Below are 21,124 nucleotides of genomic sequence, written 5' to 3'. Positions count from 1 at the left end.
TTGGCGATGGCGCACTTAGCTCTTGTGTACGCCGGCGTCCGGGAGTGCCGTGGGGTCGCATACGAAGGCTATTTGTACACGCGTCCGGACCGAGTAGTAACGAGGAAACATGGTTTCGCTTACCCTCTTGAGTACGGCGTTGATGGGGCTGCTCGTTCTGGCCACGTTCGTCGCCGCCGCTCGGATCGGCGGGCAGCGCGCGCCGGGAGTAGACGAGTCGCAGGACACCTACACCGCGATCACCCGGACGCTCAGTGAGGTCGTGCGGACGCCGGCCGTGTGGTCGATCGCGTTCGTCGTCCTCGCGCTCGGCGTCGGCGCCCTCGTCGTTCTCTCGGTCGGAAACTTCGCGTTCGTCGAGGGGCTCTCCGGTTCGCTCCTCGGGGTCCTGTTCGCCGTCGTCGCGCTCCTGGTCACCGGATTCGTCTTTCTCGGGGCGTACTTCGGCGTGCGCGGTCGCGGTCTGGGGAACGCTCACGGCGTCGCCGCCGGGTCGTTCGCGGCCGGCCTGGTCTTTCTGGTGTTGATCACCGTCCAGCTGCTCGTCGGCGTCATCGGCTAGCGGGAGGAAAGACGGGTCCGGGACCGCCGACGTTTCGCGTCGCTCACGCGATCGATACGCCGTTGCGGGAGAGGTACGCGCTCGCGTCCTTTATTTCGGCGGGGCTTCCGATGATCCGACATCGGTCGTCGGACTCGACGATCGTCAGAGTGAACCGCTCGTCGAGTCCGTCACGGAGTCCATCGAGCGCGCAGGCGGGAACCAGTATCTGCGTGCTATCTCGGAACGTCGAGGCGTCGGGCATTCGACGTGTGCCGCGACGAGCGACCCCCGGATAACCGTGTCGAAATGTCTCCAGGACAACGTGTCGATCGCCACCGTCGTGAGTACGCCGAGCCCTCTCGCGGGATCGACGTCGTCGGTCGTGGTTTCGACGGTCGCGATGTCGCCGGGTATCGTTGCGGCGTCGACGACCGGCGTGACGAGTCGGCGTGACGGGTCGGCGTGGCGGTGGTCGTCGAATCCACCGAGGTCTTCGAGGGTGGTCTGGGGGCGGCAACCCGACGACTGCCGAAGGAACACTTTTAACGAGCCGACCGGCCGAGGTAGTACCGATGGGACTGGAAGCAGAGATAGAGGAACTCCGCGAGGAGATCGCCGAGACGCCCTACAACAAGTCCACGGAGGCACACATCGGGCGGCTGAAGGCGAAGCTCGCGGAGAAAAAGGAGAAACTGGAGAACCAGTCCTCCGCCGGCGGCGGCCACGGCTACGCCGTCGAGAAGCACGGCGACGCCACGGTCGCGCTCGTCGGGTTCCCGAGCGTGGGCAAGTCCACGCTGATCAACGCCCTCACCAACGCCGACAGCGAGGTCGGCTCCTACGAGTTCACGACGCTCGACGTCAACCCCGGCATGCTACAGTACCGCGGCGCGAACGTCCAGATACTCGACGTTCCGGGGCTGATCGAGGGCGCCGCGGGCGGCCGCGGCGGCGGCAAGGAGGTGCTGTCGGTCGTCCGGACGGCGGATCTGGTCGTGTTCATGCTCTCCGTGTTCGAGATCGAACAGTATGACCGGCTGAGCGAGGAGCTGTACGCCACCAACATCCGGATCGACGCGGAGCCGCCGAACATCAACATCCGGAAGACGCACAAGGACGGCATCGGCGTGACGATGAGCGACGAGGTGAGCCTCGAGGAGGACACCGTCAAGCAGGTGCTCCGCGAGTACGGCTACGTCAACGCCAAGGTGACGATCCCCCACGACCTCACGATCGACGAGCTCGTCGACGCCGTGATGGACAACCGCGTCTACCTCCCCTCGATGGTCGCGGTCAACAAGGCGGACCTCATCGACAAGAGCTACCTCCCGACCGTCGAGTCCGAACTGCGCGACCGCGGGCTCGATCCCGACGACGTGATCTTCATCTCCGCCGAGGAGGAGCGCGGGCTCGACGGGCTCAAAGAGCGGCTCTGGGAGGAGCTGGGGCTCATCCGGATCTACATGGACAAGCCGGGGCGCGGCGTCGACTACGAGGAGCCGCTCATCCTCTTTTCGGGCGACACCGTCGGCGACGCCTGCGAGAAGCTCGGCGGCGAACTCGACGAGCGGTTCAAGTTCGCGCGGGTGAGCGGTGAGAGCGCCAAACACGACGACCAGCAGGTCGGGAAGGGCCACGAGCTGGCCGACGAGGACGTGCTCCGGATCGTCGCACGGAAGTAGATTTTCACTAGGGAATTGACTCGATCTGAGTTCGACGGGGTCGACTAAACCCTTTTATAAACTCATCCGTACATATTTCCATGGAATGGTCCCCGAACAGGCGGTTACAGTTGTGGATCGTGCTTTCGTTGTCGGTGTTAGTCCTGACGACGCTCGCGGCCGCGCTTGCCGGCGGAATCGTCGTGGTTTTCGTCGCGATCACTCTGTGGGCCTTCGCCGGCAATGGAGCCGACCTCTTCGCCGGGGGCATACGTACTGTGTCGGTCGTCTCCGCATCGGGTCTCATCTTGAGCGTCCTGTTGTGGGGAGAACGTAACGCACCCGACCACGCGATCGCGATCACCGGTGCTCAGCGAGTGTCGGCGGAGGCGTATCCGGAGCTGTTTTCGACGGTTCGCAACATCGCACACCAGGTGGCCGTCCCGGTCCCCGCGATCTACGTGGCACCGACTGAGACGCCGATCTCGCTGACCACGGGGTTCACCGCCCGTACGTCTCGGTTAGTCGTCAGCGAGGGGCTGCTGGACGCGCTCGAGGGGTCGGAGCTACGCGCGGTCGTCGCGCACGAAGTTGCCCACGTCAAGAATCACGACGCGGCGGTCATGACTTCCGCAACCCAGCCGGTAGCCGCCGCCGAACGCGTCACAGAGCTACTTAGCGGTCCGACCGCCGGAATCAAACACGGCGTCGTCAGCCGTGCGGATCATACTGACGCCGTCCTCTCCGTCGGTCTCGCGCTCGTCTTTCCGCTCTGGATACTCTCTCGGGTACTGTCGTCCTCGTTCGCTCGGACTCGCGAGTTCGCCGCCGACCGCGGAGCGGTTGCGATCACCGGTGAGCCGGCGGCCCTCGCGTCGGCGCTCAAGACGATCGATCGCTCGCTCGACGAGCGCCCGACCACAGATTTCCGACGAACGTCTATCGCAGCGTTCGCGATCGTTGAGCCGGATGCGACTGATCCGGCAGGGCATCTCGGACCGTTTGCGAGATTCAACCGTCGACTGTTTTCGACACATCCACCGACGAGGGCACGAATAGAACGGCTCGAAGCGGATTACGAAGATCGCGTCCACTGAGATTCCCCTTATAAAGTCGCTCAGCAAAGCCGAATAACTGACAACGAGATCGGGGGCGAACACCGCCAAAGCCCCAGTCGCGAGGACTGCCCCGTTGAGTCCCGCCCCGCACAGCACGCACCTCACGCCTCCCCAGCCTCGCGGCCGACCGAAAGGCGCTTTTCGCGGGCCCGCGACCCACGAGCATGATCACGGTCGCTCTGGCGGGGAAGCCGAACGCGGGCAAGTCCACCTTCTTCACGGCCGCGACGATGGCCGACGTCGACGTCGCCAACTACCCGTTCACGACGATCGACGCCAACCGCGGGGTGACCGCGGTCCGCACCGAGTGCCCCTGTCTCGACCGCGAGGAGCGCTGCGGGAACGAGCGCTGTCACGACGGCACGCGGTACGTCCCGGTCGAACTCCTCGACGTGGCGGGGCTCGTCCCCGGCGCACACGAGGGGAAGGGACTGGGCAACCGGTTCCTCGACGAGCTGACGAACGCGGACGTCGTGTTGAACGTCGTCGACGCCTCCGGGGGCACGAACGCCGAGGGCGAGCCCGTCGAGGTCGGCAGCCACGACCCGGTCGCCGAGGTGGACTTCGTCGAGACGGAGATGGACCTCTGGCTCGCCGGCGTGATCGCGGACAACTGGGAGGGGATTGAGCGGGGCTCACGCGCGCCCGACTTCGACCTCGAGGCGTCGCTCACCGAGATGCTGACCGGGGTGGGCGCGACCGAGGCCGACGTGGCGGCGGTGCTCCGGAAGCTGGAGTACCCCGCCGACCCGCAACGCTGGAGCGACGCGGACCGCGAGGCGCTGGCCCGCGCGATCCGCCGGCGGACGAAACCCATGGTCGTCGTCGCGAACAAGGCCGACGTCGCGCCGCCCGAGAACCTCGAGCGGCTCCGCGAGGCGACCGACAAGCCGGTCGTCCCGGCGACCGCGGACGGCGAGCTCGCGCTCCGGCGGGCCGCCGAGGCGGGCGTCGTCTCCTATGACCCCGGCGACCCCGACTTCGAGGTCCTCGGCGACGTCTCCGACGAGCAGCGCGCCGGCCTCGACGCGATCCGCGAGGTGATGGAGCGGTTCGGCGGGACCGGAGTTCAGGCCGCGCTGAACGCGGCCGTCTACGACCTGCTCGACCGGATCACGGTCTACCCGGTTCAGGACGCGAGCAAGTGGACCGACGGGACGGGGAACGTCCTCCCCGACGCGTTCCTGCTGCCCGCGGGGGCCACCCCGCCGGACCTCGCGTACGCGGTCCACACCGACATCGGCGAGGGGTACCTCCACGCGGTCGACGCGCGCTCGAGCCGGCGGATCGGCGAGGACCACGTCCTCTCGGAGGGCGACGTGGTGAAGATCGTCTCGACGGCCGGACCGTGAGAGAACAGAGGGGAACGCGACCGCCGTCTACTCCGCGGAGATGACGTCGTCGATCCGGAGGAGCATCGTCGCCGCCTCGGTGGCGGAGTCGACCGCCTCGCGTTTCACCGCGGCGGGATCGACGATCCCCGCCTCGAGGGGGTCGCCGACGCGGACGGTCCGCCCGTCGGCGATGACGCCCGCCCGCCCCTCGCGGTCGTGGGTCGCCCGCAGGTCGACGAGGGTGTCGATCGGGTCCGCGCCGGCGTTCTCCGCGAGCGTGCGCGGGAGGGCGTCGACGGCGTCCGCGAACGCCTCGATGGCGAGCTGTTTGCGTCCCTCCACCGAGGCCGCCGCGCCGCGGAGGTGCGCCGCGATCGCGATCTCGCTCGCGCCCGCGCCGGGAACGATCCCGCTCTCGCGGGCGGCGACGACGGCGTCGACCGCGTCGTTCACCGCGCGCTCGAGCTCGTCGACGACGTGCTCGGTCGAGCCGTACACGAGCAGCGTCACCGCCCGGCTCGCGTCGCCGCCGCGGACGAAGACGCGATCGTCGTCGTCGCCCTCGCTCTCGACCGCGACCGACTCCGCGCGGCCGAGGTCGTCGGCCTCGATGTCCTCGAGGGTCCCGAGCCGCTTCGCGCCCGTCACGCGGGCGACGTCGGTGGCGTCGGAGGACTTCACGCTCTCGAACGCGAGGATCCCGGCGTCGGCGAGGTACCCGGCCACGCGGTCGTCGATCGCCTTCCGGCAGACGAGGACGTCGACGCCGGCCTCGGAGAGGGCGTCCGCGTAGCCGCGGAGCTCGTCGTCCTCCGCTTTCAGCGCCGCGTTGAGCCCGTCGACCGAGGTGATCGAGTACTCCGCGTCGACGTCGCCCTGCCGAACCTCGAGTTTCGTCTCGAGGACCGCCACGGAGGCGTCCTCGACCGTCCGGGGCATGCCGTCGTGAACGGGCTCCTCCTCGAGGACGACCCCGTCGACGAGTTCCGTCGCCGACGACCCCGCGCCGGTCCGCGGATGGACGTGGATCGAGTCTCGGTCGACGCTCTCGTCGATCCCGACCCGCTCGACTGCCTCGACGACGAGTTCGGCCAGGTCGCGGGCCGCGGTGTCGCCGGTGCCCTTGCCGGTCATCGACGACTCCGCGATCGACGCGAGGAGGTCGTCCACATCGGCGGCACCGACCAACTGCTCGTCGATCGCCTCGCCCGCCAGCCGGGCGGCCTCGGCGTATCCCTCGACGATCACGGTCGGGTGAAGGTCGTCCTCGAGCAAGTCCTCGGCCCGCGAGAGGAGTTCGCCGAGGAGCACGGCCGCGGTGGTGGTCCCGTCGCCCACCGACTCCTCTTGGGACTCCGCGACCTCGACTATCATCTGGGCCGCGGGGTGGTCGATGTCCATCTGATCGAGGATCGTCGCCCCGTCGTTCGTGACGACGACGGTGCCCGTCGAGTCGACGAGCATCTTGTCCATCCCGCGGGGCCCGAGCGTCGTGCGGACGGCCTCGGCGACGGCCTTCCCCGCCGCGATGTTGGACTCCTGGGCGGCGCGGCCGCGCGTTCGTTCGCTGTCCTCCGAGAGCACGTAGATGGGTTGTGTACGGGATGCCATACGTTGCGGATACTCGGTCAGCGGTTCTATATATACGTGTCGCTCCCGATCGACGGAGATCGACCGAAGGGAGCGGGTCGGTCGACGAGACGACCTCGCAGCGTCGACCGACAGGCACATGCGACGTGCGCGGGATACCCACGCGAATGCTGGGGTTGGAACACGACTTCCGGATCGTCGACATCCACGCCTCCCTCGATCCGGACGAGGCCTCCGTCGTCGCACACGGCCGGGACATCACGCCCGAGCGGCTCGAACGCGAGATGCACCAGGCGGGGATCGTTCGGGCGGTCGCGAGCCCCGGCCGACGCGCCCCCGGACGGAGCTACCTCCGCGCCAACAACGCCGTCGCGCGGCTCTCCGTCGACCGTCCGTTCGTCGCGTTCGCCCGGCTCAACGGCCCCCGCGATGCGGGGAGCGGTCCCCTCTCCACCGTCCGGAACCTCCGGGCCGAGCGCGACGACCACCACGCCCGCCCCGACGACGTCGAGCAGTACTCCTACGACGACCGGTTCCACGGGTTCACGCTCGTCCCGCCGCACGACGGGCTGCCGAACGCCGACGTGCTCGAGCGGCTGGAGGCTGCGGACCTCCCCGTGATCGTCCACGGCGGGAGGGAGTTCCCGCCCGACGCGGTGGAGCGCGAGCTGCTCGGCTACGACTTCCCCGTGGTGCTCGCCGGCTTCGGCGGCTACCCGCTCGACACCGAACTGATGAACCGGACGCTCGATCTCTTGGAGGACCACGACCGGCTCTACGTCGACACGAGCGCCGTGCGCTACCGCGAGATCCTCGAACGCGGGGTGTTGGAACACCCGGACCGCGTGGTGTTTGGCTCCGGCGCGCCCCACGTCCACCCGAACGTCGGGGTGATGGAGGTGTTGACCCTCGACGTCTCCGAGGACCTGATGCGCCGCGTCTTCGCGAAGAATCCGGTCAGACTCGTCCCCGCGCTCGCCGAGGGCGCGGACGTGTGAGGGCCGCGAGCGTCGCCTCCGAAGCGACGGCCACTTGGCGCGTCGCCGCCGATTCGACGACCATGAGCGATGTCGACGCCAACGCCGACGCCAGCGACGGCCCGGAAGCGGAGTCGGGTTCGACGGACCCGCGGGCGGATCCGACGGAACCGCGCGCAGAGAGCGACCCGCACGTCGAGGTCGTCCGCGCGCGCGGTCACGAGAACGTTACCGCCGAGCACGCGAGTACCTTCGAGTTCACGACCGACGAGTGGCTCACGCCCGCGGGCGACTGTATCCTCGGCGTCGCGGCCGACCGAACGCCGCGGGACTTCTCCGCGGGATTCCGCGAGGCGTGTCGAGACGCGGACGCGACGATCACGGCGACGATCACCGTCGAGGGCGACGGGGACGAGGGGACCCACACGGAGGCGATAGTCGGCCGGGGCGATCCGGGTCTCGCGCTCGTCGACGATCGGTCGATGGTCGGTCGGACGAGCGGATACACCGACGACGAGCGGACGATCCTGGTCGACGCCGACGCGGCCGCGGCCGATCTCGACCGCGACCTCGTGGCCGCGCTCGCCGACGGGGCGGACGTGGAGTTGCGGCTGGAAGTTCGGTGAGGGTCGGTGAGGGACGGACGAGATCTCCTTGGTCTCCGTCATGCTGCGTTCCCCCATTCACGCTCGCCCGGCGGCGTCGACCCGCCTTCGGGGTCCGCAAGAACTATGTTTTCAGATGGGACATCGACGACACCCGATTTTGCCGTTGGTGCGCCGAAGAGCGTTTCTACTGTGTGTTTATGAAAACTCGGTACGACGGAGGAGTCGGGATGGACTCGCGGGGATTTGAACCCCGGGCCTTCCCCGTGCCAGGGGGATGATCTACCACTGATCTACGAGCCCTCGTACGCATCCACCAGTTCCCCGTTGCGTATATTAAGGCCTTCGACTCGGGGACCGGCGCGAACGGCTCCCGCTCCGTCCCCCGGCTCAGATCCGGTCGGAGTCGACGTACACCGCGAGTTCGACGTCCCGCGTCGATCCCTCGAGATCTCGCACCGCCCGCTCGACCACGCGCTCGGCCTCCGACCTGATGAGCGGGATCGCCCTCTTCAGCACCCAGTCGAACGAGACGAGCCGCGGGAGGTCGAGCGTGCTCGGGCTCGCGGAGCTCGGATCGAACTCGACCTCGAGGGCGACCTCGCATTTCCGCTCGTCGTCCCCGAGCGGCGTCACCCGCCAACAGCCGCCCGCGTCGATGTCCTTCGTGATCTCCCAGTCGATCCGCTCGGGGGGGTCGACGCCGGTCACTTTCGAGTGGGCGGTGTAGGTGAGTTTCCACCACGCGAACGTGAGCGCGTAGCGGGTTCCGGGGCCGCCGTCGCCCGCGAGCGTCCGGACCTCCCGGAGGTACTCGGAGTAGTGTGCATATCCCTGAAAGTCCAACAGGAACTCGTACACGGCCTCCGGATCGGCGTACACCTCGGTGCGCACGACGAGTTCGTCCACGCCGGAGGGTTCTCCCGGCGCGTATTAAGCGGTCCGCCCGACGACTCCGAGGGTGAACGGGAGCAGGAGAAGCGCGCAGGGCGATGGAGGGCGAACGGGCGAGAGGCTTCGTTCTAGGTGAGTTTCACCAGATGTGAACTGAAACATTCGATCCTTGATGACTGCTAGTGGTACGGGTGTTTCGTGAGAGAACGAGGTGATGAGAACGGTGTCGTTGCTGGTACGGAGAACGTCTCCAAAGCCCCAGTCGTGAGGGCTCACGGCTTCGCCGTTCGCCAGTCGAGGGCTCCCTTCGGTCGCCCTCGCACGACTCGCGCGGCTTGCTGTCGTTCGAGACGGCGAAGCCGTCTCGTGATGACGAGAGAGCTCCGCTCTCTCGAACCACGGTCCTCAGTCGTTGCTGCGCCGTGCTTCGTCCTTCCGAGAGACTGCGTCTCTCGACTTCCCGCTCGCTACGCTCGCGGGAATCGCGACTGCCCCTTTGAGTCCCGCCTAACCGCTCCGCAACCGCACCTCACGCCTCCCCAGCCTCGCGGTTCGCACTCTCCGAGTGCTCACCGCGTCCCTCGCGGGCTCCTCGCGAGCCGATGGCTCGCTCGGAGGCGCGCCACCGCAATCGATCACTCCTTCGTCTGTACTGACGAAACCGTCGTGTGGTCTCGCCGGTCGCGCCTCTTTTATTAGTCGACGGATTACACTGGCCATGAGCACGGATCTGACGTTCAACGAGGACGGCGTCGACGTCGTCTACGAGGGGATCGAGTTCGAACTCGAGAAGGACTTGATCGAGGAGGCCACCGGCAAGGGGTACCGCGACGTGACCGACCACGAGATCGTACAGATCGTCGCCGAGGAACCGGAGATCGACGGCGAGCCGGTCCGGGTCGGCGACGTACTGTAGTCGTCGTCCGAGTCGTCCAAGTCGTCCGAGTCGCCCGAGTCGTCGCGGGCGCGATCGACGCGCTCGCCGCCGATTCGGCCGCGCTCGGGGCGCTCGCTCCGGCCGACGACCTCGACCCCTTCGCGCTGGCGTACGTGGTTCCCTTCGCGCTCGCCAAGGCCGTCGCCGACCGGTCGCGGCGGATCGCGTTCGACGAGGTCGATCCCGGCGGGCTCGCCGGCTGGTTCGCGCCCGAGGACTCGCGTCCCCGGTGGCAGCGGGAGCAGGAACGGGAGCGGTGAGGCGACCGGGGCGGGTCACCCTCGGTGGCCGGTGTGAGTCACCGATGGGCCCGTCCGGAAGCGCAACGCCGATACCGCGGGACCTCGAACCAAGGGGCATGTACGAGGCGGTCCACGCGTATCCCGACGGCGACGCCACCGTCGCGAGACAGGCCATGACGGCGGCGCGGTACGGCTACGACGGGATCGTCGTCCGGACGCGGGCCGCTCTGGAGCCGGGAGACGGAGGTGGTACCCGGACCGCCCCGGCGACCGACCCCGACGCGATCGCCGACGAGTACGGGGTCGACGTCGTCGACGCGGTCGAGATCGACGCCGACGGGCCGGCCGCGGCATCCGGCGCGGTCGGGAACCGGCGGTCCGACCGCGCCGTCGTCTGCGTCGTCGGAGGCGACGACCGGCTGAACCGGTACGCGGTCGAGGAGTCCCGCGTCGACGTGCTCGTGCGCCCGAACGCCGGATCGGGGGGGTTCAACCACGTCCTGGCGAGGGCCGCCCGCGACAACGGCGTCCACGTGGAGTTCGACCTCGGTCCGGTCCTCCGGGAGACGGGTGGGAACCGCGTTCGGGCGCTCGCCGACCTCCGAAAGCTCCGCGAGATCGTGACCGACTACGACGCCCCGCACGTCGTCAGCGCGAACGCCGCCTCCCACCTCGAACTGCGTGCCCCCCGCGAGCTCGTCGCCGTCGCCGAGGAGGCGGGGTTCGAGCCGGAGTGGGTCCGCGAGGGGCTTCGAGCGTGGGGGAAGATCGCGGAGCGGAACCGCGACCGGCTCTCCGGGGATTTCATAGAGCCGGGGGTTCGACGTGGACGGTATGAAACGGAGCGTTGAGGATCACGCCGCCCGCTTCTCGGAGAAGGCGGCCGAGTACGACGACTCGAAGAGCGACGAGTACCGCGCCTGTGCGGACCTCGTCGTCGACTACGCCGATCCCGGCCCCGACGACGTGGTGGCCGACCTCGGCGCGGGAACCGGCGCGATCTCGCTCGCGCTCGCGCCCGACGCGAAGGTCGTCCTCGCCCGGGACGTCAGCGAAGGGATGATGGAGGAGGGCCGCCGGAAGGCCTCGGAGGCGCGGATCACGAACGTCGAGTTCGCCTACGGCGAGTTCCGGGAGCCGAACCTCGACGGGCCGGACGGCCGGTCGGTGGATATCGTCACCTCGAACTTCGCGCTCCACCACCTCGCGGACGACGAGAAGCGCGAGGCGATCCGGGTCATGGCCGAGACGGGCGCGCGCCGGATCGTTCTCGGCGACGTGATGTTCTTCGAGGAGCCGGACCCCGACGAGCCGTACTACAGCCCCGAGGTCGACGACCCCGCGACCGTCGGGACGCTCGTCGAGGCGTTCACGTCGGTCGGCTTCGCGGTCGTCGCGGTCGAGCGCGTCCACGACCAGGTCGGCGTGATCGTCGCCGAGCGCATCGGTTCGGGCGACGAGGTGCCCGGTGCGGAGTGAGCGTCGGCTCCCACCATGAAACACCTCCCGAAACACCTCCGCCCGCGCTGGCGGTACCTCGCCGTCGGGATCGAGGCGTGGCCGGACGCGGCGATCGGCCGCCGCGCGTTCCAGCGTGCCCTCTGGTATAGCGCCGGCAACCTGCTCGGCGACGCGGGCAGCGCCGACGCCGGCCTGAAGCTGCTCTCCTTCTCGTTCTCGAGCGGCGCGGGCGAGGCGGTCGTCCGGGTCCGTCGCGGCCACGTCCCGGAGGCGCGGGCCGCGATCGGCTGCGTGAGCGAGGTCGACGGCGATCCCGTGGGGATCCGCGTTCGAGGGGTCTCCGGGACGGTCCGTGCCTGTGAAGAAAGATATATGGGTCGCGCGGCCGCCAGTTCGACACAGCGAGACGTCGCGTTCGAGGATGCCGAGCGGTCCGCGGTCGTGCGTGGTGACGCGCGCGACGTGCGGACCGAGTCGGGGTACGTCGGCGCGGCGGCGTTCGACATCGAGTGATATCATGCAGGGCCAATCCCAACAACAGGCGTACGACCGAGGAATCACCATCTTCTCTCCCGACGGCAGGCTCTATCAGGTCGAGTACGCACGGGAGGCGGTCAAACGCGGGACGGCGAGCGTCGGCATCCGCGCCGAGGACGGCGTCGTCCTCGCGGCCGACAAGCGCGCCCGCTCCCCGCTCATGGAGCCCGCGAGCATCGAGAAGCTCCACAAGGCCGACGACCACGTGGGCGTCGCCAGCGCGGGCCACGTCGCGGACGCCCGCCAGCTCATCGACTTCGCGCGCCGGCAGGCGCAGGTGAACCGCCTGCGCTACGGCGAGGCGATGGGGATCGAGACGCTGACGAAGACGATCACGGACCACATCCAGCAGTACACCCAGATCGGCGGCGCGCGCCCCTTCGGCGTCGCGCTCATCGTCGGCGGGATCGAGAACGGCGAGCCCCGCCTCTTCGAGACCGACCCCTCCGGGACGCCCTACGAGTGGCAGGCGCTCTCCATCGGCTCCGACCGAAGCGACCTCCGGGACTACCTCGAGTCGGAGTACGAGGAGGGAATCTCCACGGACGAGGCGGTCGGGCTCGCGCTCGACACCCTCGCGCAGACCAACGACGAGGGACTCACCCCCGAGGGCGTCGGCGTCGCGACGATCACCGTCGACGACGCGCAGTACGCCGAGGTCCCCGCCGACGATCTCGAGGCGGTCCTCGCCGAACGCGGCCTGCTCGCGACCGACGACGAGGAGGACGCTGACGAGAACGACGAGTCGGCGGGCGCGGACGAGGAGTAACGCGCTCTCTCCGCCCCACCCCGAAACCGATTTCTACCGGAACGCGAACCGATCACCATGAGCGATGGCGACGCCGGCGGGGCCGGGCTCCCGGATCGGCAGCAGTGGACGGAACCGACGCTCCCGGCCGGCTACGAACTACGGGCGACGACGCCCTCGGTCGACGCGTTCGTCCGGCTCCGCCGGGAGGCCGGCATGAGCGACCGGTCGCGCGAGGCGGTCGAGCGAGGGCTTCCGAACACGACGTACGGCGTTCACGTGGTCCGGAGCGGGACTCGATCGGGAGCGGAAACGACGGTCGGAATGGCGCGGATCGTCGGCGACGGCGGGTCGATATTCCACCTCTCCGATATGGCCGTCGCGGAGCCCCACCAGGGTCGGGGGATCGGAACGGCGATGATGGACGCGCTCGTCGCGTGGCTCCGCGAGAACGCGCCCGACGGGGCGTACGTCGACCTCCTCGCCGACGTCGACGGCTTCTACGAGCGGTGGGGGTTCGAGCGCACCGCGCCCTCCTCGAGGGCGATGGGGATCCGCACCGAGGAGCTGTAGGCCGCCTTCGGTGCGGAGCGTGCTCGGTCCGGGTCGCCTTCGGTTCGGATCGCTTCCGATCCGGGTCGGGAGAGTTATGCCGGCGGGGGCCGACCGACGACGCGTGCAGAAGACGGTACTCATCACCGGGTGTTCCTCGGGCATCGGCCGCGCGACCGCGCACGCCTTCAACGACGAGGGGTGGACGGTGTACGCCACCGCGCGGAACCCCGCCGACATCGAGACGCTCGGCGAGGCGGGCTGTACGCTGGCGACGCTCGACGTCACCGACCAGGAGGACGTCGACCGCGTCGTCGACCGAATCTTGGACGAGGAGGGGGCGATCGACGCGCTCGTCAACAACGCCGGCTACGGACAGTACGGGCCGATCGAGGACGTCCCGGCCGAGAAGGTCCACGAGCAGTTCGACGTCAACGTGTACGGCCCCCACCGCCTGACTCGGGCCGTGCTGCCGGCGATGCGCCGCGAGCGAGACGGGACGATCGTGAACGTCTCCTCCGTGGCGGGGCGGGTGTCGTTCCCCGGTGGGGGCGTTTACGCCGGATCGAAGTTCGCGCTCGAGGCGATGTCGGACGCGCTGCGCAACGAGGTCCGCGAGTTCGGCGTCGACGTCGTCGTCGTCGAGCCCGGATCGGTCCGGACGGCGTTCTGGGACCGGGCGTCGCGGGAGGTCGAACTCGAGGGCGTCGAGCGGTCAGGGGCCTACGAGGACGTCTACGCGCTCTTCGAGGACCTGAGACTGGTCGGCGGTGACGGGCCGGGCGCGGTCGAGCCGTCGGTCGTCGCCGCGGAGGTCCTCAACGCGGCGAGCGCGACGAAGCCGCCTGCCCGCGTCCAGCCGGGGACGGCCGGCCGCCTCGGGGTGCTCGCCCGACTCCTCCCCGACGCGCTGCGCGACGGGGCGTTCGATCTGATCCGGAAGTTCACGTCGTAGCCGGAGCCGTCCGGTCGCCGGGGGCGACGCTCCCGCCCCGTCAGTCGCCGGCGTCGATCGCGAACGGGCTCTCCCCCTCGCGCCACGCCCAGCCGGGGAGCCGCGTCTGAAAGCCCGCGGCGAGCGCGGCGTCGAGGTCGTCCGCGCCCGCGGTGCCCGCGCCGGCCGCGTCCCCCTCGGCCGTGGCGTCCCGGTCGACGTGGACGTCCGCGAAGTGGAACGTCGCCTGCGCGAGGAGCGAGAGCGGCTGTCCGCCGGCGATCGTCGCCGCCAGCTCCCGGCCGAGAACCTCGTCGACGACGAATCCGGGGTAGTCGCCGGCGACGTCGAGGCCGCGGAGGAGCGCCGCGTACCCCGCGACGTTGACCCCGACCTCGCCGTCCGCGAAGACCGCGTCGACCTCGCGCCGGTAGGTCTCCTCGTCGACGCGGTCGACCTCGGTTCCGAACAGCGTCCCGAGCCGGTCGCGGGTGTCGTTGAGGATCGGGACGACGACGGGGGCGCGGTCGCGGACGCGGGCGTGTTCCTCGCGAACGGTCTCGGGGGTGACGCGCATGGGCGGACCACGCCGGCGAGCGGTATCCGTTTTGCGAAGTCTTTTATAACGAAGGGAGTCTACTCCGAGGCAAGCGGGTTTTCGCTGGCTGTTCCCGCAACGGTACATACGGACAGTACTTCCACTATGCCTACCCCGTCACGGTCGAGCGCGAAGGCGACGTGCCGCGTATCGGTACCGGTCCGACCCGACGGCGGCGGCGATCTACGGCCCGCGGTGAGCTATGAGCCAAGTCGATAAGCAACTCGAGAACCTGAAGTCGACGATAGAACAGGAGGTCCCGAACGACGTGAGCGTCACGGACGTCAAATACGAGGGGCCGGAACTGGTCGTGTACACCCGCGACCCCAAGCGGTTCGCGGGCGACGGCGACCTGATCCGGCGACTCGCCTCGAAGCTCCGCAAGCGGATCACGGTCCGTCCGGACCCGTCGGTGCTCTCTCCGCCGAAGCAGGCGGAAGGGGAGGTCAGAGACGTCATCCCCGAGGACGCGGGCGTGACCGACCTCGACTTCCACGAGGACACCGGCGAGGTGGTGATCGAGGCCGAAAAGCCCGGCATGGTGATCGGCCGACGCGGCTCCACGCTGCGGGAGATCACCCAGGAGATCGGCTGGACCCCGGAGGTCGTGCGGACGCCGCCGATCGAGTCCTCGACCGTCTCGAACGTCCGCAACTTCCTGAAGAACGAGCGCGAGGAGCGCCGCGACATCTTAGAGCGCGTCGGCAGGCAGATCCACCGCGAGGAGATGTCCGACGACGAGTGGGTGCGGATCACGACGCTCGGCTGCTGTCGCGAGGTCGGCCGCGCCGCATTCATCCTCTCGACGCCCGAGACGCGTATCCTGATCGACTGCGGGGACAAACCCGGCGCGGAGGGCGAGGTACCGTACCTCCAGGTGCCGGAGGCGCTCGGTGCGGGCGCACACACGCTCGACGCGGTGGTGTTGACCCACGCTCACCTCGACCACTCCGCGCTGTTGCCCCTCCTCTTCAAGTACGGCTACGACGGACCGGTGTACACCACCGAGCCGACGCGCGACCTGATGGGCCTGCTCCAGCTCGACTACCTCGACGTGGCGGCCAAGGAGGGACGCACGCCGCCGTACGAGTCCGCGCAGGTCCGCGAGACGATCAAACACACGATCCCGCTGGAGTTCGGTGACGTGACGGACATCGCGCCCGACGTCAAGCTCACCTTCCACAACGCGGGGCACATCCTCGGCAGCGCGGTGACGCACTTCCACATCGGCGACGGCCTCTACAACGTCGCCTTCTCCGGGGACATCCACTACGAGGACACCCGGCTGTTCAACGGCGCGGTCAACGACTTCCCTCGCGTCGAGACGCTGGTGTTGGAGTCCACCTACGGCGGGCGCAACGACTACCAGACCGACCAGGAGGACTCCGAGAAGGCGCTCAAACGCGTCATCAACGAGACGTACGAGCAGGGGGGAAAGGTCGTCATCCCGGCGTTCGCGGTCGGCCGGTCACAGGAGATCATGCTCGTGTTGGAGGAGGCGATGCGCGAGGGCGAGATCCCGGAGATGCCCGTCCACCTCGACGGGATGATCTGGGAGGCGACCGCCATCCACACGACCTACCCCGAGTACCTCCGCGACGACCTGCGAAACCGCATCTTCCACGAGGACGAGAACCCCTTCCTCGCCGAGGAGTTCAACCATATCGACGGCGGCGAGGACGAGCGACAGGACGTCGCCGACGGCGAGGAGTGTATCATCCTCTCGACGTCGGGGATGATCGAGGGCGGGCCGATAATGTCGTGGCTCCGCCACATCGGCCCGGACCCGGACTCGAGGCTCATGTTCGTCGGCTATCAGGCGCAGGGGACGCTCGGCCGCCGGATCCAGAACGGCTGGGACGAGATCCCCGTCTCCGACTGGGGCAACGGCGGCCGCGGCGACACCCTCTCGCTGGAGATGGGCGTCGAGACCGTCGACGGCTTCTCCGGTCACGCCGACCGGCAGGGGCTGGAGAACTTCGTGAAGACGATGAATCCCCGCCCGGAGAAGGTGCTGTGCGTCCACGGCGACGAGCAGTCCGTCCAGGACCTCTCCTCGGCGCTGTATCACGACTACAACATGCGGACGTTCGCGCCGAAGAACCTGGAGACGTTCCGGTTCAAGTGAGCGGACGGGCGATATCGGCTCTCGGTTCCCGTCGCCGCGGCTGACCTTTTAAGACCCGCCGCGGCGATGCCGATCCATGCGCATCGCGCTCATCGCTCACGACGAACTCAAAGACGAGATGGTCGCGTTCGTGGAGACCCACGCGGACGTGCTGGGCGAACACGAACTGGTCACGACGGGCACCACCGGGAAGCGGATCGCCGAGGAGACCGGACTGCCGGTGAATCGGCAGGCCTCCGGGCCGCTCGGCGGCGACCTCCAGATCGGGGCGATGGTGGCGAACGGCGCGATAGACGGGCTGGTCTTCCTGCGGGACCCGCTCACCGCGCAGCCGCACGAGCCGGACATCTCCGCGCTGTTACGCGTCTGTGACGTGAAGGACGTGCCGGTGGCGACGAACCTCGCGTCGGCGGAACTGCTCGTTCGGGGGCTCCTCCTCGGGGAACGCCCGATCGCCGAGGAACTCCTCGACGAGGAGTCGCCGCTTCGGGACGACGGATCTCGGGAGTGATAACCGGGCGGGCGAGGTTTATGTCCGGGGCGTCGTAGTCGCGGTCGATGGGGACCGATCCCGACCGAGCGACCACGAACGGACCCGCCGCCGCGGGACCGGCGGACCCTCCCGCGACGCGGGCGTCCCTGGCCGTCCTCCTCGCGTGCCTCGTCGCGGTCGCGGTCGTCCCCGGCGGGGTCGTCGGAGCCGTCGGCACGGCCGATGGACCGGTCGCGGGAGAGGGCGCGAATTCGTCCGAAGGGGCCGCCGAGCGCGAGGTCGGGCCGCTGACCGAGTGTTTCGCCGGCGAGGGGTACCCGCTGGCGATCGGCGATCCGCCGGCGACGATCGACGCGCTGGTTCACGTCTCCGTGCTCACCGACCCCCGAGCGGGCGACGAGTTCGGCGTCGAACTCGCCGGGACGCTCGAGGGCGACCCGGTCGTGACGCTCGCGGCGGGCGTCCGGCTGGACGCCCCCGGACTGATCGCCACCGGGATCGACCCGTTCGCGGCGTTCGATCTGCTGTACACCTACGAACTCCGACTGCCGATGTTCGACGGCGGGATCGACGAGACGACCTACGGCGAGGACCGCCCTCCGGTCGGCTCGGCCGCCGGCGCGGTTCCGTGTTGAGTCCGGTCGTCGCCGATCCGACCGTGCCGGTCCTCGACTCGCCGTCGGCGTCGCCCGTCCTCGGCCCGCGGCGTCCCCGGTCCGCCGGCCGCACCCGACCCGCCGGTGGGTTTATTTTCGTCGCTTCGGGAACGTCCCGACGCATCATGTCCGACGAGCCGTTGGAGGACTTCCTGATCCTGCGCGAACTGGGAGAGCCGATCACCGAGGACGAGCTGGCCGCCGCCGGCGACGAGTCGGGCGACGCCCTCGAGCAGCTCCGGGAGGAGGGCGTCGGCATCGAGTGGGTCGACTCGGAAGTCATGACCGACGAGGACGGCGAGGTGACCGGGACGTTCTGTCACTACCGCGCCGAGGACGAGGCGGCGGTCCGCGAACACGCCGAGCGGGCCGGACTGCCGGCGACGCGAATCGACCGGCGGGGTGCCCCTCTCGACGGCGAGTGAGAAAGCCGTCAGTCCGGACGGACCGCACGAACCAGCCCGAGGAGCTCCCGCCGCGCGTCGTTCGCGTCCGCGTCGAGCGGGTACGCTCCGCCCGCGAGCAGGTACGGTCCGGCCTCCCACGCCGCGAGCAGCGCCTCGACTGAGACCGTCTCCCCGTCGAGCGCGCAGCGGCCGCGGAAGGTGACGAGCGTCGCCTCGGTGGCGTCGGGGTCGTCGACCGCCAGCGTCCGCTCGCCGCGGGGCTCGACCGCCTCGATGTCGCGCTCCGCGAGCCGGTCCCGGAACCCCACCTTCGCCCGGTTCTCGACGAGTCGGGTGAGCGCCGCGTTCGGCGGCGTCTCGGGGCGGATCCGGAGGCGGCTCGCGAAGAAGAAGGGACGCGGCTCCGGGCGGTTCGCGCGCTCGTACCGGACCGTGCTCGCGGTCACCGAGACGGGCCCGGCGGCGAACGGGCGGTCGGTCGTCTCGTCGACGCGCCGCCAGCCGTCGAGGCGGTCGGCGGGGACGACCGGCGGGTCCATATCGCCCCCATTCGACCGGAACGCACGTAAACGAACGGGGCCGTTCCCCGGCGGAAACCTGGTCCGGGAGGCGGCGACCGATCCGCCGTGACGCCGACGGCGATACGGCCGTGAGCCGAGCGACCGGGGGATCGGTTTATGTTCACGCGACCGTTCACGGATCCCGTGACCGAGCAACGCTACCTCGCCGACGACACGGTCCGGCGGTTCGAGGCGATCGTCGAACGAACCCTCGAGGACCGGGTCGTCCTCGACGGAACCCACTTCTACCCGACCGGCGGCGGCCAGCCGCACGACACCGGGACCCTCCGCGTCGCCGACGGTCCCGACCGCCGCTTCCGGGTCGTCGACGTCGAGAAGTCGGACGCGATCTACCACACGCTCGAACCCGTCGCCGGGAACGCCGACGCCGACGCCGACGGCGACGATCCCCCGACGGCGATCGACCTCCCCGAGCCCGGAACCGCCGTGATCGGCGAGATCGACTGGGACCGCCGCCGGGCGCACGCGCGGTACCACACCGCACAGCACCTGCTCTCGGCGCTCCTCCTCGAGGAGTTCGACGCGCGGACGACCGGGAACCGGCTGTACGCCGACCGCGCCCACCTCGACGCGGCGTACGGCCGGTTCGAGACCGACGACCTCGACCGGATCGAGGCGCGGCTCAACGAACTCGTCGACGACGACCGGCCGGTCACCAGCGACACCATGGACCGCGCCGACGCGGAGGCGACCCTCGACACGGACCGGACGCGGATCGACCTGCTTCCCGACTCGATCGCCGAGTTGCGGATCGTCGAGATCGGCGGTGGTCCCGACGATCCCGACGGCCCCTACGATCGGACGGCTTGCGCGGGGACGCACGTCGGCTCCACCGGCGAGATCGGCGAGATCGTCGTCACCGGCCGCGAGACGAAAGGGATCGAGGAGGAGCGGATCCGGTTCGCCCTCGGCGACCACGTCGCGTGAGGTCCGACGGCGTCGACCGCGGAAGCGGGCGACCGCCGCCGACCCCGCGGGCGGAATCCCGCCGCTTATGTGTCGCCCCTCGTTGGTTCGGGCATGAAGTTCTGCGACGAGTGCGGCTCGATGATGAAGTCGGGCGAGGGGGAGGACCACTGGGTCTGTGACGCCTGCGGATACGAGACCGACCGCGACGAGGACGGGGACGAGGAGGACGCCTGGACGACGCAGTCACAGGAGGAGTCGGAGATCGTCGACGTCAGCGACGCCGAGGACAAGGGACTCCCGGAGACGACCGCCCACTGCCCGGAGTGCGGCAACGACCGCGCGTACTGGTACATGCAACAGATCCGGTCGGCGGACGAGTCCGAGACACGATTCTTCGTCTGTACCGAGTGCGAACACAAGTGGCGAGAGGACGACCACTGAGTCCCTCGTCGTAACGACTAAGAACGGAACGCCCCTCCGTTAGGCTAATGAATCACGAGTTTTTCGCCTGGGGTGGTCTCCGTGGGCGTCGAGATTAAGGAAACGGAGGTGGACGACGAGGACTTCGAGGAGATGAAACGGTTCGTCCGGGACTACCTCGCGGCCAGCGTCGAGAGCGAGGAGGACGGCGGCCGGATGCGGTGGTATCCCTGGCACTCGGCGGAGTACCGCTTCAATCACGTCCTCAACGTGATCGACCTCGCCGAGGAGATCGCCGAGGCCGAGGGCGCGGACGTCGACGTGGTTCGCGTGGCGGCGGCGTTCCACGACGTGGCCAAACTCGAGGTCGACCAGGACGTCCACGCCGAGGCCGGCGCGCGCGTCGCCCGCGAGTACCTCCAGAGCCGCGGCAACTATCCCGAGTCCTTCATCGAGGAGGTGTGCGGGGCGATCGTCGACCACTCCTACACCGGCGACCTGGCGGACGTTCCCCTGGAGAGCCGATGTCTGATCGAGGCCGACGTGCTCGACAAGGTCGGCGCGAACGGGGCCGTCCTCATGTTGTTGCGGATGGGCTACGAGTCTCGCACTCACATGGACGCCGCGAAGATGGTCGACCGGGTCCTCGAGCGCGGCCGCGACCACACCGACCGCGTCGTCTCCGACACCGCGGAGAGCATCGCCCACCAGCGGATCAAACGCGTCCAGTGGATCCGCGAGTGGCTCGAGGAGGAGGTCAGCCGGATGGACGCCGACGGCGTCACCGAACGGTGAGCC

The 21,124-nt window shown here is 69.2% G+C and carries 27 protein-coding genes and 1 tRNA gene; 21 read left to right on the top strand and 7 right to left on the bottom strand.

Annotation, left to right across the window (positions count from 1 at the left end):
• Positions 1-109: 109 nt before the first annotated feature.
• The gene (locus NO889_RS05615) at positions 110-562 is read left to right on the top strand and encodes a hypothetical protein (RefSeq protein WP_256411292.1); all 453 of its coding nucleotides are present in this window, start codon (positions 110-112) and stop codon (positions 560-562) included.
• A gap of 43 nt (positions 563-605) precedes the next feature.
• Here the strand turns inward: NO889_RS05615 and NO889_RS16515 are convergent, their stop codons facing one another.
• Positions 606-767 (bottom strand): VNG_1110C family protein, encoded by a 162-nt coding sequence (locus tag NO889_RS16515; protein ID WP_425498815.1) that lies wholly within the window; start codon positions 765-767, stop codon positions 606-608.
• Positions 707-1,084, bottom strand: coding sequence for a hypothetical protein (locus tag NO889_RS05610; RefSeq protein ID WP_256411291.1), 378 nt, complete (start codon positions 1,082-1,084; stop codon positions 707-709). The genes NO889_RS16515 and NO889_RS05610 overlap by 61 nt, the downstream gene beginning before the upstream one ends.
• A 32-nt stretch (positions 1,085-1,116) precedes the next feature.
• Between NO889_RS05610 and NO889_RS05605 the strand changes: the two genes are divergently transcribed.
• From NO889_RS05605 to NO889_RS05595, 3 genes are all read left to right on the top strand, one after another.
• The gene (locus tag NO889_RS05605) at positions 1,117-2,226 is read left to right on the top strand and encodes an OBG GTPase family GTP-binding protein (protein WP_256411289.1); all 1,110 of its coding nucleotides are present in this window, start codon (positions 1,117-1,119) and stop codon (positions 2,224-2,226) included.
• A gap of 80 nt (positions 2,227-2,306) precedes the next feature.
• Positions 2,307-3,302 (top strand): M48 family metallopeptidase, encoded by a 996-nt coding sequence (locus NO889_RS05600; RefSeq protein ID WP_256411288.1) that lies wholly within the window; start codon positions 2,307-2,309, stop codon positions 3,300-3,302.
• A 185-nt stretch (positions 3,303-3,487) separates the two neighbouring features.
• The gene (locus NO889_RS05595) at positions 3,488-4,675 is read left to right on the top strand and encodes a redox-regulated ATPase YchF (RefSeq protein WP_256411287.1); all 1,188 of its coding nucleotides are present in this window, start codon (positions 3,488-3,490) and stop codon (positions 4,673-4,675) included.
• 27 nt (positions 4,676-4,702) lie between these two features.
• Here the strand turns inward: NO889_RS05595 and thsA are convergent, their stop codons facing one another.
• Positions 4,703-6,268, bottom strand: coding sequence for a thermosome subunit alpha (thsA, locus tag NO889_RS05590; protein ID WP_256411286.1), 1,566 nt, complete (start codon positions 6,266-6,268; stop codon positions 4,703-4,705).
• Positions 6,269-6,414: 146 nt separating this feature from the next.
• Here thsA and NO889_RS05585 point away from each other — a divergent pair, with 146 nt between their 5' ends.
• Both NO889_RS05585 and NO889_RS05580 read left to right on the top strand, forming a co-directional pair.
• Positions 6,415-7,245: an amidohydrolase family protein gene (locus tag NO889_RS05585; RefSeq protein WP_256411285.1), complete on the top strand. Its 831-nt coding sequence runs from the start codon at positions 6,415-6,417 to the stop codon at positions 7,243-7,245.
• A 62-nt stretch (positions 7,246-7,307) separates the two neighbouring features.
• Positions 7,308-7,850 (top strand): DUF371 domain-containing protein, encoded by a 543-nt coding sequence (locus NO889_RS05580; RefSeq protein ID WP_256411284.1) that lies wholly within the window; start codon positions 7,308-7,310, stop codon positions 7,848-7,850.
• 210 nt (positions 7,851-8,060) lie between these two features.
• On the opposite strand, the gene NO889_RS05575 is transcribed toward NO889_RS05580, so the two are convergent.
• Positions 8,061-8,132, bottom strand: a tRNA-Ala gene (locus NO889_RS05575).
• A gap of 87 nt (positions 8,133-8,219) precedes the next feature.
• Positions 8,220-8,738, bottom strand: coding sequence for a type II toxin-antitoxin system RatA family toxin (locus NO889_RS05570; protein ID WP_256411283.1), 519 nt, complete (start codon positions 8,736-8,738; stop codon positions 8,220-8,222).
• A gap of 703 nt (positions 8,739-9,441) precedes the next feature.
• Here NO889_RS05570 and NO889_RS05565 point away from each other — a divergent pair.
• The 8 genes from NO889_RS05565 to NO889_RS05530 all read left to right on the top strand — a co-directional run bounded on the left by NO889_RS05565 (position 9,442) and on the right by NO889_RS05530 (position 14,155).
• Positions 9,442-9,639 (top strand): DUF5800 family protein, encoded by a 198-nt coding sequence (locus NO889_RS05565; RefSeq protein WP_256411282.1) that lies wholly within the window; start codon positions 9,442-9,444, stop codon positions 9,637-9,639.
• Between the two features lie 134 nt (positions 9,640-9,773).
• Positions 9,774-9,920 carry a hypothetical protein gene (locus tag NO889_RS05560; protein ID WP_256411281.1) on the top strand — a complete coding sequence of 49 codons (147 nt, stop codon included), beginning with the start codon at positions 9,774-9,776 and terminating at the stop codon, positions 9,918-9,920.
• Between the two features lie 98 nt (positions 9,921-10,018).
• Positions 10,019-10,753, top strand: coding sequence for an RNase P subunit p30 family protein (locus NO889_RS05555; protein ID WP_256411280.1), 735 nt, complete (start codon positions 10,019-10,021; stop codon positions 10,751-10,753).
• Positions 10,737-11,381 (top strand): class I SAM-dependent methyltransferase, encoded by a 645-nt coding sequence (locus NO889_RS05550; RefSeq protein ID WP_256411279.1) that lies wholly within the window; start codon positions 10,737-10,739, stop codon positions 11,379-11,381. Before NO889_RS05555 ends, NO889_RS05550 begins: the two co-directional genes overlap by 17 nt.
• Before the next feature lie 15 nt (positions 11,382-11,396).
• Positions 11,397-11,876, top strand: a complete 480-nt coding sequence (locus NO889_RS05545) for an Rpp14/Pop5 family protein (protein WP_256411278.1) — start codon at positions 11,397-11,399, stop codon at positions 11,874-11,876.
• A 4-nt stretch (positions 11,877-11,880) separates the two neighbouring features.
• A complete protein-coding gene (gene psmA / locus NO889_RS05540) occupies positions 11,881-12,669 on the top strand; it encodes an archaeal proteasome endopeptidase complex subunit alpha (protein WP_256411277.1) in 789 nt (262 codons plus the stop codon).
• Positions 12,670-12,726: 57 nt separating this feature from the next.
• Entirely contained in the window at positions 12,727-13,221 is a 495-nt protein-coding gene (locus tag NO889_RS05535) for a GNAT family N-acetyltransferase (RefSeq protein ID WP_256411276.1), read from the top strand.
• 76 nt (positions 13,222-13,297) lie between these two features.
• A complete protein-coding gene (locus tag NO889_RS05530) occupies positions 13,298-14,155 on the top strand; it encodes an SDR family oxidoreductase (protein ID WP_256411275.1) in 858 nt (285 codons plus the stop codon).
• A gap of 40 nt (positions 14,156-14,195) precedes the next feature.
• Here NO889_RS05530 and NO889_RS05525 read toward each other — a convergent pair whose 3' ends face one another.
• Positions 14,196-14,711: a DUF7984 family protein gene (locus NO889_RS05525; protein WP_256411274.1), complete on the bottom strand. Its 516-nt coding sequence runs from the start codon at positions 14,709-14,711 to the stop codon at positions 14,196-14,198.
• Positions 14,712-14,934: 223 nt separating this feature from the next.
• On the opposite strand from NO889_RS05525, the gene NO889_RS05520 reads away from it, so the two are divergent.
• The 4 genes from NO889_RS05520 to NO889_RS05505 all read left to right on the top strand — a co-directional run bounded on the left by NO889_RS05520 (position 14,935) and on the right by NO889_RS05505 (position 18,434).
• The gene (locus NO889_RS05520) at positions 14,935-16,860 is read left to right on the top strand and encodes a beta-CASP ribonuclease aCPSF1 (protein ID WP_256411273.1); all 1,926 of its coding nucleotides are present in this window, start codon (positions 14,935-14,937) and stop codon (positions 16,858-16,860) included.
• A gap of 76 nt (positions 16,861-16,936) precedes the next feature.
• Entirely contained in the window at positions 16,937-17,371 is a 435-nt protein-coding gene (locus NO889_RS05515) for a methylglyoxal synthase (RefSeq protein WP_256411272.1), read from the top strand.
• 47 nt (positions 17,372-17,418) lie between these two features.
• Entirely contained in the window at positions 17,419-17,988 is a 570-nt protein-coding gene (locus NO889_RS05510; protein WP_256411271.1) for a DUF7332 family protein, read from the top strand.
• A 146-nt stretch (positions 17,989-18,134) separates the two neighbouring features.
• On the top strand, positions 18,135-18,434 hold the full coding sequence (locus tag NO889_RS05505; protein WP_256411270.1) for a DUF4242 domain-containing protein: 300 nt from the start codon (positions 18,135-18,137) through the stop codon (positions 18,432-18,434).
• Positions 18,435-18,442: 8 nt separating this feature from the next.
• On the opposite strand, the gene NO889_RS05500 is transcribed toward NO889_RS05505, so the two are convergent.
• Positions 18,443-18,955, bottom strand: a complete 513-nt coding sequence (locus NO889_RS05500) for a DUF6517 family protein (RefSeq protein WP_256411268.1) — start codon at positions 18,953-18,955, stop codon at positions 18,443-18,445.
• A 165-nt stretch (positions 18,956-19,120) separates the two neighbouring features.
• On the opposite strand from NO889_RS05500, the gene NO889_RS05495 reads away from it, so the two are divergent.
• The 3 genes from NO889_RS05495 to NO889_RS05485 all read left to right on the top strand — a co-directional run bounded on the left by NO889_RS05495 (position 19,121) and on the right by NO889_RS05485 (position 21,121).
• Entirely contained in the window at positions 19,121-19,924 is an 804-nt protein-coding gene (locus tag NO889_RS05495; protein WP_256411267.1) for an alanyl-tRNA editing protein, read from the top strand.
• A gap of 93 nt (positions 19,925-20,017) precedes the next feature.
• Positions 20,018-20,347: a transcription factor S gene (locus tag NO889_RS05490; protein ID WP_256411266.1), complete on the top strand. Its 330-nt coding sequence runs from the start codon at positions 20,018-20,020 to the stop codon at positions 20,345-20,347.
• A 72-nt stretch (positions 20,348-20,419) separates the two neighbouring features.
• A complete protein-coding gene (locus tag NO889_RS05485) occupies positions 20,420-21,121 on the top strand; it encodes an HD domain-containing protein (protein ID WP_256411264.1) in 702 nt (233 codons plus the stop codon).
• The last annotated feature ends 3 nt before the right edge of the window (positions 21,122-21,124 follow it).

This window comes from Halorubrum rubrum, assembly GCF_024494685.1.
Taxonomy (GTDB): domain Archaea; phylum Halobacteriota; class Halobacteria; order Halobacteriales; family Haloferacaceae; genus Halorubrum; species Halorubrum rubrum.
This window is presented reverse-complemented; position numbering and strand designations above follow the sequence as displayed.